The sequence below is a fragment of the Meridianimarinicoccus sp. MJW13 genome (assembly GCF_014901205.1).
Classification (GTDB): domain Bacteria; phylum Pseudomonadota; class Alphaproteobacteria; order Rhodobacterales; family Rhodobacteraceae; genus Meridianimarinicoccus.
The window spans coordinates 27,744-41,914 of record NZ_JACNMU010000009.1; the positions used below are offsets into that span (position 1 = coordinate 27,744).

The window sequence follows — 14,171 nt, forward strand, 5'->3', positions numbered from 1 at the left end:
TGCCGGCCGGCTTGGGAAGACGTTCCGTTTTCATTGAAAAGGCCGATGGGGATGCCTCCCCATCGGCCATTTTCTTGCTTGGTCCTGCGCCCGTCGTCAGGCAGGTTTTTTCGCAATCGCGTTGTAGATGACGCCACCAAGAACCGCGCCGATCACCCAGTTGAAACCGGACAGGACGGAGAACCAGGGCACCCAGACCGTCGCGACCGAGAAGATCGCTGCGGCCGCGAAGGCTTTCACCGCGGCCGAATTCCAGCCGTTGTTGTAGTGATAGATGCCACCGTTCATGTTGTAGAGGTCGGCTTCGCTCAACTGCTGATTGCGGTGACCGTAGTAGTCCACGATCATGATGCCGAAGATGGGGGCAAGCACCGCGCCAAGCGTGTTCACAAAGCCACCGATGCCGACCTGGCTGATGAAGCTGACCCACATGCCACCGATCACCAGGGCGAACACCGACGTGATCAGGCCGGCCTTGCGGAAGCTGATCTTCTCGGGCGACAGGTTGGCAATGCCGTTGACCGCCGGGATGAAGTTCGCAACGAGGTTGATGCCGACCGTTGCCGCGAAGAAGGTGATCGCGGCGATGATGCCCAGCAGAACGCTGTCGGTCCGCTCGACGATTTCGGTGGGGTTGATGATCTCTTCCCCGAACACGACGGCCGCGCCGCCGGTGGTCAACAGCGCAAGCGCCGAGAACAGGATCATGTTGAAGGGAAGGCCCAGCAGGTTGCCAACGACCATTGTTTTCTTGTCTTTGGCATAGCGCGAGAAGTCGCTGAAGTTGATCATGACGGCCGCGAAATAGGCCACCATGGTACCGACAATCGCGATAAAGCCCTTGGCTTCGGTCCAGAAGGTGCCTTCGGGATTGGCAAAGATCGTGGCCGTTGCCTCAAGCAGCTGACCGTCAGAGCGCTGCCACAGCACGATAACCAGGCCGATCATCACAAGGTACACGAACGGCCCCGCAATGTTCAGGAAGGTCTCGACCCAGTTCATGCCGCGCCAGAAGATGACGATGTGGAAGAACCAGACAATCAGGAACGAAATCCAGTCAACGACCGTCAAGCCAAAGTACTCCGTGCCGCCGGTCACGCCGGTGATGGAATAGATCAGCAGGGCAACGGCTGTTGACGCGAAATAGACCTGCACGCCGTACCAGAACACGGCAACGATGGCGCGTAGAATGGCGGGCAGCTTCGCGCCCTGCGTGCCAAGGCTTGCGCGGGCGACAACCGGGTAGGGGATGCCGTATTTTTCACCCGGCGCACCGGACAGGTTGACCATCCACATGACGAACAGGCCAGCTGTGATCAGCGCGGCAAAGGCGGTCCAGCCACCGACACCGAACGAAATGAACAGCGACGCAACAAGCGAATACCCAAACAGAGACTGAACATCGTTGGCCCAGATGTTGAAGATCGCAAACGATCCCCATGTCTTTTCATCAGCGCCCGCTGGGTTGAGGGTGTTGCCCTCTGCATCCATCGTGCCGCCATGCGTCACTTGCCCAGTATCCATCGAAGCCATGCTGTCCTCCCAATGTCCCGCCAACGAGGCGGAGTTAACGATTCCGCCACTTATTCGCACAGGGGGGACATTTTCAGCATTTATAGTATCAATGCTTCTATAAGCAGGTCTTGGCGGAACCCCGTCGTTGGTTCCGGTGTTGGACACAGACGGGCTTTCGGGAAGGGGGCATCGACGTGCCTTGCCAAGCGTGATCCGGACAGAAGATCGCTCGTGTTCCCCTACTCAACCGTTAGACCGCCCCGCGCATATCCGTCGCAGATGCCGTGGGATGCGCCGGGCCGGGGGAAAGTGAAGTTCGGACATCGGCCGATTTGTGCAACAAGGCCCGAACCAGCGGCCAAGCCATTTGGACCTGTCACCACCCGTCACCCTGGCCCGGATCCCATATCCCCAACTTTTCCTGATGTTCGGAAATGGCCAATTCCTGCCGCCACCGCCCAAGTGGAGCACAGTGCCGGATCGAACGCTTGCACGGGACGGCACGCCGGACTACCAGAATTCCATATGCATGTTTTCGTTTGAACGAGGGATGCCTGGGGGCAGGCCACAAGCACAAGGAGGCACCCCGTGTTGACTCATGTTGCAAACCGCTTCGACTGGTTCAGACGACGCGGGACCATCGCCCCGAGTTCTAGATTCCTGGTGCGCAGGATGCTGGAAAGGCTGGACTTTTCCCAGGACATGGAGCTGCTGCAACTGGGGTTCGGTACAGGGGTCTTCACCGAAGGAATTGTCAGGAGAATGACGCCGCGCAGCACCGTTACCGTCTTCGAGATTGACGAGAGATGCCGGGCCTTCATGGTTGACGATCCCAGGGTGACCTATGTCGAGGCATCCGCCGAAAGGATATCCGACCATTTTCCGGGCAAGAGGTTTGACAACATCGTATCGACCTTGCCCTTTGCGTCGCTGCCAAGGCAGGTGTCGCTGAACGTGTTTTCCCAAATCCGCGAACATCTTGGGCCCAACGGAAAACTCCTTCAGTTTCAGTATTCCCTGGTGTCGCGGAACGATCTTCGGGATCTTTTTGGCACCGAACCTGAGATTGGTTTTGAACTTCGAAACTTGCCACCCGCGTTCATCTACGTGGTCCGCAACGGTGCGGCGCCGGTCTAGGGCAGCGGCCCGCCCCTACTGCACGACGGGCTGTCAGCGCCCGTTGGCCGACGCGCCGATATTGCGGCGCTCCGCGGGATGCGGATGAAGGGAACACTGGTATTGCCTGGGCGACACCCCCGAAAACCGCCGGAAGGCACGTGAGAAATGCGAAGGGTTCTCGTAACCCGTCGAGTAGGCGACATCGGTGATGCTCACGTCGTGCTGCGCGAGCATCTCGCAGGCCACCTGATAGCGGGCCTCGGCAACCAGTTGCGAGAACTTCAGGCCTTGCGCGCCGAGGTGGCGTTGCAGGGAGCGTTCGCTGGTGCCCAGGATCTCTGCCAGGTCGCCGATGCGAAGGGGCCGGTCGTGCAGATAGGTCTTCAGGATTTCCCGGATCATCTCGGCCGTTGCCAGATATCCCGGCGCCGGCGGTGTCTTCGCCAAGGCCAATGTTGCGGGGTCCACGGGGCAGGGGCGGCCCAGCAGCTCCCGTGGAACCAGGATGGTGGTATGCGGGCGGCCCATCAGAATGCGGGTGTTCGGAAAGGCCTCGCACGCGGCGGCGGGCGGGGCGCGTTTCGAAATGAAAGTCATCTCGGCAGGGCACCAGAACGGGCCGGCAACACTGCGCACGATCGACACGAAGGCCTGCACCTGCAACCACTCGGCATAGGCCAGCGCCGGGCTGTCATCAAAGCCGGCAATATCGCACACCACGCGCAGGTCATCTCCATGCGCGTAAATGCGGGCGAACAGGGCGCCGTTTTCCTGCTGTGCGCGCGTTGCCGCAGCCTGCACCCGCGCCAGCCCGCTGGGCGCGGCAAGGATGGCCGATTGGGTTTGCGGTCGCAGTCCTTCCAGTCCCATCGACTGTGCGGCGGCAAAGCCAAGTTCCATGGCGGCGCCGTAGCCGCCGTGGGCGGACACGAAATCCAGCACAAGCGGCACGCTGAGATAGTAGTTCGGGGTCTCATCCACGGTTGTCGGAAGCCGCGCGCGATCAAGGCCCTTGTGGACCGGCACCCCCAGATCGCGAAGGACCTCCAGGTAGACATTCAGATGTGCGGCCCGGACAAGCGGCACTTTGCGCATGGGGGTCTCCAGGAACTTGCCGCGTGGCACGGCAGGACAAACGGAAAACGCTTTTCTGACGCCGGGTAACTATAAGGCCGACGCGGGTCAAAGGCGACAGGATAGTGGCTGGTATTCCGGCGCGTTTCAGGGGCGGGGCGGCTGGGGCCGGTGTCGACCATGACGACAGGGTCCGGTCACGGTTGCGCTGGTGTCCGCAACGACAATTTGGCGGGAAATGGTAAGGGGGATCGCGATGCCTCTGTTAACAATTTCCCGGAATTTCTCGCCATCGGCCTTGCGCCTGTCGAAGGGAAAACACGTGCACGGTGCGCGATTGTGGCGCTACCGTTGCGCAATTGAATGAACACTCACCAAGGATCACCCCGAATGAAGCTGATTTCACCGCTTGCTGCCGCCTCTCTCCTTGCCGCGACGACGGCGGTCGCGCAGGTCTCCGAACAGTCGCTGGCCTCCATCTCGACCCCGGACAGTGTCGAGTCGACCATCGGACCGCTCAGCTTCAAGGATGGCGCGCCAAGTGCCGATACGGTTTCGGCGGTCTATGACAATCTTGATACGGTCTATGCCTTCCGGGCCTTCACCGACACCTTCAAGGGGGTCAGCGTGCAGGCGGCGCTGGAAGGGTTCCAGGCGGCGGGCATCAAGGACAACGAGATGCTGCTGTTCTCGGAACTGATGGATTCGGAATCGCTGTTTCTGACCGCCAATGCCGACACAGTGTACTACCTTGGTTTCGTCAACCTGGCCGACGGGCCGATGGTGATCGAGACACCGCCCGACGCGCTTGGCACCATCGATGACATGTGGTTTCGCTGGGTCACCGACTTTGGCCGTCCGGGACCGGATCGCGGCGAGGGTGGCAAATACCTTCTGGTAGGGCCGGATTACGACGGTTACCTGCCGGAAGACGGCTTCTACCTTAGCCGTTCCCAGACCAACCGCGTGCTGGTGCTGGGCCGGTCGTTCCTGACAAAGGATGATCCGGCGCCGACGGTCAAGGTCGTCAAGGACAGTCTGAAGATCTATCCCTACGCGCCCGGTGGCGTCGGCATGTCCATCGCCCGTTTCCTTGAGGGCGGGGTCGAACTGGGCCGCAATGCCGAGCCCAAGGCGACGGTCTTCCACGAGGGCACGGGGCTTGCGATCAACACCATCCCGCCCAGCGACTACAGCTATTTCGAGATGCTGAACCGGCTGGTGCAGGACAACCCCGCGACGGTGATCGATCCCGAACTGATGGGGCCGGTCGCGGCCATCGGGATCCGGAAGGGACAGGCATTTGCCCCCGACGACCGGATGAAAGGCATTCTTGAAGAGGCCGTGAAACTGGGCAATGCCACCGGCCGGACGCTGGGTTTCGCACCGCGCGATCCGGACTGGTTCTGGTACGAGGGCTTGCAGTGGTGGAACCCCCTGTTCCAGGGCGGCTACAACTTCGAGGCCCCGCTGCCCGAAATCACCAAGGACGGCGCCAAGCCTTATCCGCCGACGGGCTACAAGCACAACGATGCGCGCACGTCGTTCTTCTACAACGCCACCGGGATCACCCCGGCAATGGCGATGCGTCTGACCGGCGTCGGCTCGCAATATCTGTTCGCCACGAAGGATGCGGGCGGCAACTGGTTCGACGGGGCCAGAACCTACAAGGTGACCCTTCCCAAGGGCATCCCGGCCGAGGCGTTCTGGTCCTTCACCCTTTATGACAACCAGACCCGGTCGATGCTGAAGACGCCGCAAAAGTATCCGCGCGCGGGGTCGCAGAGCTATCCTTCGCCCGCGGCAGAGGTGGCCGAAGATGGCGCCACCACCATCTGGTTCGCGCCTGAGCAGCCCGAGGGCGTTGCCCGCGGCAACTGGATCCAGACCGATCCCAAGAAGGGCTGGGTCACCCTGTTGCGGCTTTACAGCCCGATGCCGGCCTTCTTCGACAAGAGCTGGCAACCGACCGACATCACGCCCGTGGAATGATCGGGTGACCCGCCAGACAAACAACCTGCCCGCGAGGTGCAGCTTGCTGGCGGGCCCACCACCCTGCGGTGTTCACCTGACCAGTCGTCGCTTTCCTACAGGCACAGCGCAATGACCCCCGTTCGTCTTTTTGCCGGTTTGCTTATCGCCCTTGCACGGGATCACGCCCGTTTCAGATCGCAGAAAAAGGAAGACCATCGTGATGCGACGCTTTCAACGTTTTACCCTCGCCGCATCGGTGTCTCTGACAGCCCTGTCAGCCTCTGCGCAGGAGCGTATTGACGGGCAGGTCCAAGTCGGCGGCTTGCCGATTTCCGGGGCCGAGGTGACCGCCTGGCTGGCCAGTCCCGACGCCCCGCAGAGGCTGGCCACGGCTACCACGGCAGAGGATGGCACCTATGCGCTGACCCTTGCCGAGGGGCGGGACGACACCGGCGTGGTCTACGTGATCGCCAGAGGCGGTGCCGCGCAGGACGCTGCCGGGACGGGGCCAAACAAGGCCACGGCCCTGATGGCCACCCTTGGGGCAAAGCCGCCCGCGCGGGTGACGATCAACGCGTTGACCACCGTGGCCTCGGTGTGGACAGCGGCGCAGTTTCTGGACGGCAGCGCCTTGCAGGGCAACGCGACCGGCCTGGGGATTGCCGCCGGCAATGTGCCGAACCTCGTGGATCTGGAATCCGGCGGTCTTGGGCCGGTGATCGTGGACCCGCTGAACGCGCCGCAAACCACCACGCTGGCCAAGTTCAACACGCTGGGCCTGCTGCTGTCGGCCTGCGTCACGCAGATCCCCGACGCCTGCACCAGGCTGTTCGAGGCCGCCACCCCGCCGGGCGGGGCCGCCCCAACCGACACGCTGCAGGCGGCGCAGAACATCGCCCGCCACCCGGCGCATAACGCCGCCAAGCTCTTTGGACTTCTGGACAAGTTCTATCCGGTCCCCGAGGGCAAGCGGTATCGCGACGTGGCGCTGATCCCCTACCTCTTCTATCCGCCCAGTTCCTGGACCCTGTCGCTGGTCTATTCCGGCGGCGGCTTTTTTGCCGTGGGCGGGGCCGCCATTGATGTCGAGGGCAACTTCTGGACCAACAACAACTGGCTGGTCGGCTCGCAGACCACGATCTTCCACCAGTTCGGCGCCGGCAGCGGCAAGTTCGCCCCGAACGGCAAACCCTTGTCCCCGGCGATCACCGGCTTTCGCGGCGGCGGGTTGGACAGTCCCGGCTGGGGCGTGGCCTTTTCCGCCGATGACAAGGTCTGGTTGACCAACCTGATCGGCAGCACGATCTCGGTGCTGGATCGCAAGACCGGCAAGCCGCTGTCGCCGGAGGGCGGCTATGACTTCGATGGCAAGCTGGGGCAGATGCAGGGCATTCTGGTTGCGCCCAATGGCGATGTCTGGACCGTCGACAATGGCAACAGCCAGATCGTCCATATCCCCGGCGGCGATCCCTCCAAGGGCCGCATCCTTGGCCAGACCGTTGACGGAAAGCCCGTGGATGGCACGCTGAAGGTCAAATCGCCCTTCGGCATCGCCATCGACCAGCAGGATCGGATCTGGATCACCAACAGTGGCGGGGACACGGTGACCCGCTTTCCGGCCAGCGATCCCGGCAAGGCCGAGGAAATCAAGGTCGGCTTCAGCCCCCATGCCATTGCCATCGACAGCCAGGGCAACGCCTGGGTCGGCAACCTCGTCGGGCATCCGGGCACGCATGAAAAGCTGGATCTGGTTCAGCAGACGATCAAGGCCAAGCTGGAAGCGCGGAAAGGGACGATGTCGGCAGATGACATCGCTGCCCACATGTGGATCGACCTGTGGGACATCATCAGCAACTATCCCGGCGGCGATATCTCGATGATCACCCCTGACGGCACGGTACACGGACCCTTCAACGCGAATGGCGCGATCACCGGCCCCTGGGGCGTTGCCATCGACGGCAACGACAACATCTGGGTGGCAAGTTCGACCAGCCATTCGGTCACCCAGCTTTGTGGTGTCCGTACCGAGACTTGCCCAGAGGGGCTGACAACCGGCGATGCGATCACCCCGGCGGCTGGGTTCATCGGCGGGCTGGAAACGGTGGCCCCGATCGCCATCGACCCCGCCGGCAATGCCTGGGTCGGCAACGGCTGGAGTGACACCGACGCGGGCTTCAGCCAAGACCCGCCCGAGGCGCAATCCACCCGGTTCTCGGCCCATACCATCGTGGTCTTCTTCGGGGTCGCCAAACCGGTGAAAACCCCGCTGATCGGGCCGGTCGAGGCGCAGTAGCCCAACAGGGAGTTGCGGCGGAAATCACCCCGGCTACGGGTCTGTCTAACGACCGCCCGGCGTCAGCTCGGATGCGACGAAGGGCGGACCGGACAAGCCGCGCTCTTGGGCACCCGCCGACGCGGCGGTGGCAAGCAGGCGAGGGGCGAGGCATCGTGTCTTTGTGGTGATTGCTGAACCGGCCTGCGCGTCGGGGTGTTCGGGAACGAGGATCTACCGGGAGAAGAACGCGTTGTGCAGTTCTACTCGCAGGGGCAGCCGTTCAGGATATTCCTGCAAGAACTGCTTGGGCGGCTTGCCTTCCCAGACCTGCGCGTAGACCCGCATCATGTTGCCGCCATCGAGCCGACAGTTACGGGGGTCAGGGAAGGTCCTGCAGCGCACCTCGGTCGGATCAACCGGGGTGCGCCCCTGCGCGCTGGCGGGGCGCAAGACCGTTGACAAAGGGAATGCGCTGCAGCGACCGGCGCGAGTTGGCTAAAGCGCGATCCCCTGCACCAGCGCCCCGCGATGGGCGATGACCTTAGCGGCGAGGTCAGCGCCGCCGCGCATAGCCTCGGCCAGGGCGCCGCCCTGGGCGCGGGTGGCCAGGAAGCCCGCGTTGAAGCTGTCACCGGCGGCGGTGGTGTCGACGATAGCCTCAGGGGCGGTGGAGACATGCGCAGCAAACGCCCCCCGGTCCAGCGTCAGCATTTCCGCGCCGCCGTTCTTGACCACCACCAGCCCCGATCCGCATTTAGCGTAGCGTTCGGCGGTGGCCTTCAGGTAGGCATCCCCAAAAAACGACGCTTCGTCGTCGTAGGAGGGCAGGACCACGTCGGCCACCTCGGCCGCCTGCATGGTGGCGGTACACATGGTCTGCGGACTGTCCCACAGCGCCGGGCGCAGGTTGGGGTCGAAGACGATCTCGACCCCGGCAGCGCGGGCGGTGCGCAGGTGATCCAGCAGACTTGCGCGATCGGCCGCGGACAGGATCCCCAGGGTGATCCCCGAGAAATAGGCGACGGCGGCATCCTGCAAAGCCCCCGGCACCAGTCCCGGATCCTGGCACAGCCGTTTGGCGGCGCTGTCGCTGCGCCAGTAGGAGAAGCTGCGTTCGCCGTTGTCCAGGGTGATCAGATACAGGCCAACGGTGCTGTCCTTGCGGCTTTTCACGTGATCGGTGTTCAGCCCAGCATTCTGGAAGAACTCCAGCATCTTGCCCGAAATCGCATCGCTGCCGACGCAGGTGACATAGTCGACCTGCCAGTCGGGGCGCAGAAGCTTGCGCATGTACCAGGCGGTGTTGAGCGTGTCGCCGGCAAATCCTTGCAGCAACTTGTTGCCCTCGCCGGCCGGGGCAAGTTCGACCATGCATTCGCCAAGGCTGACAAATCGTTGGGTCATGGGGTGTCCTCAGGTTCGAAATAGGCACTGTGTTGGGCGCGGATTTGCGCGATCTGGCCCTGGATGCGGCCAAGATGGCGTCGCACGGCGGCGTGGCACGCGTCAATGTCGTGATGGCGGATGCCGTCAACGATGGCCTTGTGGTCGTCGATGGCTTCCTTGGCTGCGAAGGCCAGCGAGAGGTAGCGGACGCGGTCGGTGTGAGCCTTTTGCAACTGGATCAGTTTCCACGCAAAGCCCTGACCGCCCCGATTGCAGATGGCGGCATGCAGGGCGTCGTCCAGTTCATGGAATCGATCCGGGTCATCCTGCACGGTCGCCTCTTCCTGCTGTTCGATGATCCAGTCCAGCGCGGCGATATCCTCGTGCCCGAAGGTTTCACAGGCGATGCGCGAAGTTTCCAGTTCCAGCGCGGTGCGCACGAAGCGCGATTCGCGGATGGCGCGGGCCGAGATCTGGGTGACAAGCGTGGCCCGTTGCGGCCGGATGTTCAGAAATCCTTGCTCGGACAGGCGATAGAAGGCATCCCTTACGGGTTGGCGTGACACATTGGCTTGTCGGGCGATCTCGATCTCGGACACCTTGGTGTTTGGCGGCAGATCCAGGGTCAGGATTCTCCGCTGCATGTCGTCAAAGATCTGATCCGCCACCGACGGGCGGCGCGGTTCGATCGGCAATGCGCCGGGATCGCTGTTGGCCATGGGTGCCCTCCCTTCCGATTGACAACTACAGCATACTAGAATATTAGTCCATACCGTCGGGTCGGATCGCTCTTCTTCAAGCGGGAACCAGAGCCCGAATATGGGGGACATGCATGGCTGTTCGGGATCGTGACCGAGGCTTGCCGGATTTGCAGCGCCGGACCATTGGTTTTAGTGCGGGTGCCGCATGCCCCCAACCTGCCAGTTTCCCCGATCCGCATCCTTGTCCAAGGCGTGCGCCACATGCACAGCCGTGATGCTGACCCGCCCCCCGTCTCATACCGCCAATCGAGGTTTCCCCCATGACAACCGTATTTCCCGTAGTGCAAGCCGACGAGGGCGTGATGCGTCAGGTTCTGGCCGACGCGCCTGACATGATGGTCGTGTCTGTCACGTTCGAGGCCGGGCGCGTAGGGGCGCTGCACAGCCATCCACATGTGCAGGCAACCTATGTCAAATCCGGCCGGTTCTCGTTTCAGGTTGATGGCAAGACCATCGACGTGGGCGCGGGGGACAGCCTTGTCATCCCCTCGGGCGCCGAACATGGCTGCCGCTGTCTGGACAGCGGCGAGTTGATCGACTGTTTCACCCCCCGCCGCGACGATTTTCTGTGAGGTCCACCATGACACCTGTTGCCATCCGCCACGCCATCGACCCTGCCACCGGCAAGACCCTGGATACCCAGGCCCTGCGCGATCATTTCCATGTCGGCGGGTTGTTTCAGCCGGGACAGATCAAGTTGGTCTACAGCCATTATGACCGGATGATCCTTGGTTCGGTCGTGCCCGACGGCGCGCCGCTGACCCTGGACAAGGTCGAAAACACCGGCACCGAAAGCCTTCTGGAACGGCGCGAGCTTGGGGTTCTGAACATCGGCGGAGCGGGCACCGTGTCGGCGGCGGGCCAGACCCATGCGATGGAGGCCGGCGATGTTCTGTACCTCGGCATGGGCTCGGGCGCGGTCGAATTCGCCGGTGAGGGCCGTTTCTACCTGGTCTCGACCCCGGCGCATCGGGTCTGCCCGACGCGGCTGATCAAACCGTCCGAGGCCAAGCGCCTGGAACTGGGCAGCAAGGACACCGCGAACGAGCGGGTCATCATCCAGTTTCTGCATCCGGACGTTCAGGAAACCTGCCAGCTGACCATGGGCTATACCCAGTTCCTGCCGGGATCGGTCTGGAACACCATGCCCTGCCACCTTCATGATCGCCGGATGGAGGCTTATCTGTATTTCGATCTGGACGCCGATGCGCGCGTGTTCCACTTCATGGGCCGCCCCGAGGAAACCCGGCATCTGGTCATGGCCAACGAAGAAGCGGTCATCTCGCCGCCGTGGTCGATCCACTCGGGCGCTGGCACCGGATCCTACACCTTTTGCTGGGCGATGGCCGGGGACAACGCCGATTTCACCGACATGGACATGGTGGCGATGGAGGACCTGCGTTGACCCCCTTTTCGCTGGAAGGGCGCACGGCGCTGGTGACTGGCGCCAACACCGGCATCGGGCAGGCCATTGCCGTGTCGCTGGGGCAGGCCGGGGCGCATGTGATCTGTGCGGGGCGCCGCAGTTGCGCCGAGACGGTCGGGCAGATTTCCTCGGGCGAAGAGATGCTGCTGGATTTCGCCGACCCGATGGCGGCGCGCGACGTCTTCGCGGGGCGCAAGATCGACATACTGGTCAACAACGCCGGGATCATCCGGCGCGACGACAGCACCGATTTCAGCGAGGCCGACTGGGACGACGTGATGGATGTGAACCTCAAGGCGGTGTTCTTCACCTGCCAGAGTTTCGCCAGGGCGGTTCTGGCGCGTCAGGGCAAGGGGGCGATCGTCAACATCGCTTCGCTTTTGTCGTTTCAGGGCGGCATCCGGGTCCCTTCCTACACCGCGTCGAAACATGGGGTGGCCGGGCTGACCAAACTGCTGGCCAATGAATGGGCCGCGAAAGGCATCAACGTGAATGCCATTGCGCCGGGCTATATCGAGACCAACAACACCGAAGCCCTGCGCAACGATCCCGAACGCTCCCGCCAGATCCTGGAACGGATCCCGGCCGGGCGCTGGGGCGAACCCTCCGACATCGGCGAGGCGGCGGTGTTCCTGTCCTCGCCCGCCGCGCGCTATATCCACGGCGCGGTGCTGAACGTGGATGGCGGCTGGCTTGCCCGCTGACCCTTGACCCCTGATGTGGTGGCGACGTGCCGGGCCCACGCCCGAAACGCCACCGCCGCGCGGGCCTGATCCGGCAACGAAAACACCGCCGTCCCGTTCGGGGCGGCGGTGAAGGGGGGGAAACTTTTTGGCGGCGGCCCCGGCAAGGGCCACCGCCGGGGAGGAGCCTAGAAGAAACCCAGCTTGTTGGGGTTGTAGCTCATCAGGATGTTCTTGGTCTGCTGGTAGTGGTCCAGCATCATCTTGTGGTTTTCACGCCCGATGCCCGACTGCTTGTAGCCGCCGAAGGCCGCATGGGCCGGGTAGGCGTGGTAGTTGTTCACCCAGACACGACCGGCCTCGATGGCGCGGCCAAAGCGATAGCAGGTGTTGGCATCGCGCGACCACACGCCGGCGCCCAGGCCGTACATGGTGTCATTGGCGATGGCGAGCGCCTCTTCTTCGTCCTTGAAGGTGGTCACGGAGACGACCGGGCCGAAGATCTCTTCCTGGAAGACCCGCATCTTGTTGTGGCCCTTCAGGATGGTCGGCTGGATGTAGTTGCCGCCGGCAAGTTCGCCGTTGAAGCGGGCTGCATCACCGCCCACCAGAACCTCGGCGCCTTCCTCGCGGCCGATGGTCAGATAGGACAGGATCTTGTCCTGCTGCTCTTTCGAAGCCTGTGCGCCGACCATGGTGTCGGGATGGCGCGGGTCACCGTGCTTGATGGCCTTCACCCGTTCGATAGCGCGGGCGATGAACTCGTCATAGATGTCTTCCTGGATCAGCGCGCGGCTGGGGCAGGTGCAAACCTCACCCTGGTTGAAGGCGAACAGCACGAAGCCTTCGACGGCCTTGTCGAGGAAGGCGTCGTCCTTGGCCATCACGTCCGAGAAGAAGATGTTCGGCGACTTGCCGCCCAGCTCCAGCGTAACGGGGATCAGGTTGACGGTGGCCGCTTCCATGATCTTGCGGCCGGTGGCGGTGGAGCCGGTGAAGGCGATCTTGGCAATGCGCTTGGAGGTCGCCAGCGCGGCCCCGCATTCGCCGCCATAGCCGTTGACGATGTTCAGCACGCCAGCGGGCAGCAGGTCGTTGATCAGTTCTGCCAGAACCATGATCGCGGCCGGGGTCTGTTCGGCGGGCTTCATCACGATGCAGTTGCCTGCCGCCAGTGCGGGCGCCAGTTTCCAGGCTGCCATCAGGATCGAGAAGTTCCACGGAATGATCTGGCCGACGACGCCCAGCGGCTCGTGGAAGTGATAGGCCACGGTGTCGGCGTCAATCTCCGACATATTGCCTTCCTGCGCCCGCAGAACCCCGGCGAAATAGCGGAAGTGATCCGCCGCAAGCGGGATGTCGGCGGCCATGGTTTCGCGGATCGGCTTGCCGTTGTCCCAGGTTTCGGCCTGTGCCAGCAGTTCGAGGTTTTCCTCGATACGATCGGCGATCTTCAGAATCACGTTGGACCGTTCCGCCGCCGAGGTGCTGCCCCAGCCGCCCTTGGCCGCATGGGCCGCATCCAGCGCCAGTTCGATGTCCGCGGCATCCGAGCGGGCCACTTCGTTGATCATCGCGCCGGTGATCGGGGTGACGTTTTCGAAGTAGCGGCCATTGACCGGGGGGACGAACTTGCCGCCGATGTAGTTGTCATAGCGCAGCTTGAACGGCGACTGATAGGTGCCGGTATCGGTATGGGTCATTTCGTTCATGGGGTTCCTCCTCAAGTTTCCGGGCCAGAAATCCCGGATTTAAAGTGTCATCTTGTCGTCGCGGCACCGCTTTGGGGCAGCTGTCCAGACCCAGAAAGACACGTGGCGCGCAGCCGGGAAGGATCGGACGATGGTCATCGCCCGCTGGGGGTACGCAGTGTCGGTGGGCATGGCGGTGTGCTCCGCAGGGTTGCTCTGCCAAGGATGGTAGAGCGCCAGATCACGCGGCGATATTGGCCAAAGGTC

At 63.0% G+C, this 14,171-nt stretch carries 11 protein-coding genes; 6 read left to right on the forward strand and 5 right to left on the reverse strand.

All coding sequences use genetic code 11. The features are described 5' to 3' along the window. Positions 1 to 96: 96 nt before the first annotated feature. Positions 97 to 1,533, reverse strand: coding sequence for an NCS1 family nucleobase:cation symporter-1 (locus tag H8B03_RS16015; protein WP_226926022.1), 1,437 nt, complete (start codon positions 1,531 to 1,533; stop codon positions 97 to 99). Positions 1,534 to 2,103: 570 nt separating this feature from the next. Here H8B03_RS16015 and H8B03_RS16020 point away from each other — a divergent pair. Continuing rightward, complete coding sequence (locus tag H8B03_RS16020) at positions 2,104 to 2,652, forward strand: methyltransferase domain-containing protein (RefSeq protein WP_319022495.1); 549 nt, start codon at positions 2,104 to 2,106, stop codon at positions 2,650 to 2,652. Between the two features lie 33 nt (positions 2,653 to 2,685). On the opposite strand, the gene H8B03_RS16025 is transcribed toward H8B03_RS16020, so the two are convergent. After that, entirely contained in the window at positions 2,686 to 3,729 is a 1,044-nt protein-coding gene (locus H8B03_RS16025; RefSeq protein ID WP_193142903.1) for a helix-turn-helix transcriptional regulator, read from the reverse strand. A 369-nt stretch (positions 3,730 to 4,098) separates the two neighbouring features. On the opposite strand from H8B03_RS16025, the gene H8B03_RS16030 reads away from it, so the two are divergent. Then, on the forward strand, positions 4,099 to 5,700 hold the full coding sequence (locus tag H8B03_RS16030) for a DUF1254 domain-containing protein (protein ID WP_193142904.1): 1,602 nt from the start codon (positions 4,099 to 4,101) through the stop codon (positions 5,698 to 5,700). Positions 5,701 to 5,902: 202 nt separating this feature from the next. Continuing rightward, the gene (locus H8B03_RS16035) at positions 5,903 to 7,975 is read left to right on the forward strand and encodes a hypothetical protein (RefSeq protein WP_193142905.1); all 2,073 of its coding nucleotides are present in this window, start codon (positions 5,903 to 5,905) and stop codon (positions 7,973 to 7,975) included. A gap of 477 nt (positions 7,976 to 8,452) precedes the next feature. On the opposite strand, the gene H8B03_RS16040 is transcribed toward H8B03_RS16035, so the two are convergent. Both H8B03_RS16040 and H8B03_RS16045 read right to left on the reverse strand, forming a co-directional pair. Further along, complete coding sequence (locus tag H8B03_RS16040) at positions 8,453 to 9,361, reverse strand: sugar kinase (protein ID WP_193142906.1); 909 nt, start codon at positions 9,359 to 9,361, stop codon at positions 8,453 to 8,455. Continuing rightward, complete coding sequence (locus tag H8B03_RS16045) at positions 9,358 to 10,062, reverse strand: GntR family transcriptional regulator (protein WP_193142907.1); 705 nt, start codon at positions 10,060 to 10,062, stop codon at positions 9,358 to 9,360. The genes H8B03_RS16040 and H8B03_RS16045 overlap by 4 nt, the downstream gene beginning before the upstream one ends. A 302-nt stretch (positions 10,063 to 10,364) precedes the next feature. Here H8B03_RS16045 and H8B03_RS16050 point away from each other — a divergent pair, with 302 nt between their 5' ends. From H8B03_RS16050 to kduD, 3 genes are read left to right on the forward strand one after another with little or no spacing between them, the layout of a single operon-like run. Continuing rightward, a complete protein-coding gene (locus H8B03_RS16050) occupies positions 10,365 to 10,676 on the forward strand; it encodes a cupin domain-containing protein (RefSeq protein WP_193142908.1) in 312 nt (103 codons plus the stop codon). An 8-nt stretch (positions 10,677 to 10,684) separates the two neighbouring features. Next, complete coding sequence (kduI, locus tag H8B03_RS16055) at positions 10,685 to 11,509, forward strand: 5-dehydro-4-deoxy-D-glucuronate isomerase (protein WP_193142909.1); 825 nt, start codon at positions 10,685 to 10,687, stop codon at positions 11,507 to 11,509. Continuing rightward, the gene (kduD, locus tag H8B03_RS16060; RefSeq protein WP_193142910.1) at positions 11,506 to 12,234 is read left to right on the forward strand and encodes a 2-dehydro-3-deoxy-D-gluconate 5-dehydrogenase KduD; all 729 of its coding nucleotides are present in this window, start codon (positions 11,506 to 11,508) and stop codon (positions 12,232 to 12,234) included. The genes kduI and kduD overlap by 4 nt, the downstream gene beginning before the upstream one ends. A gap of 167 nt (positions 12,235 to 12,401) precedes the next feature. Here kduD and adh read toward each other — a convergent pair whose 3' ends face one another. Next, complete coding sequence (gene adh, locus H8B03_RS16065) at positions 12,402 to 13,925, reverse strand: aldehyde dehydrogenase (RefSeq protein WP_193142911.1); 1,524 nt, start codon at positions 13,923 to 13,925, stop codon at positions 12,402 to 12,404. Positions 13,926 to 14,171 lie beyond the last annotated feature (246 nt).

Excerpts from the sequence above, each read along its gene's own strand:
- H8B03_RS16035 (WP_193142905.1), top strand. The coding sequence starts at position 5,903 with ATGCGACGCTTTCAACGTTTTACCCTCGCCGCATCGGTGTCTCTGACA.
- H8B03_RS16030 (WP_193142904.1), top strand. The coding sequence starts at position 4,099 with ATGAAGCTGATTTCACCGCTTGCTGCCGCCTCTCTCCTTGCCGCGACG.
- H8B03_RS16045 (WP_193142907.1), bottom strand. The coding sequence starts at position 10,062 with ATGGCCAACAGCGATCCCGGCGCATTGCCGATCGAACCGCGCCGCCCG.
- adh (WP_193142911.1), bottom strand. The coding sequence starts at position 13,925 with ATGAACGAAATGACCCATACCGATACCGGCACCTATCAGTCGCCGTTC.
- H8B03_RS16040 (WP_193142906.1), bottom strand. The coding sequence starts at position 9,361 with ATGACCCAACGATTTGTCAGCCTTGGCGAATGCATGGTCGAACTTGCC.
- H8B03_RS16015 (WP_226926022.1), bottom strand. The coding sequence starts at position 1,533 with ATGGCTTCGATGGATACTGGGCAAGTGACGCATGGCGGCACGATGGAT.
- kduI (WP_193142909.1), top strand. The coding sequence starts at position 10,685 with ATGACACCTGTTGCCATCCGCCACGCCATCGACCCTGCCACCGGCAAG.
- H8B03_RS16050 (WP_193142908.1), top strand. The coding sequence starts at position 10,365 with ATGACAACCGTATTTCCCGTAGTGCAAGCCGACGAGGGCGTGATGCGT.
- H8B03_RS16025 (WP_193142903.1), bottom strand. The coding sequence starts at position 3,729 with ATGCGCAAAGTGCCGCTTGTCCGGGCCGCACATCTGAATGTCTACCTG.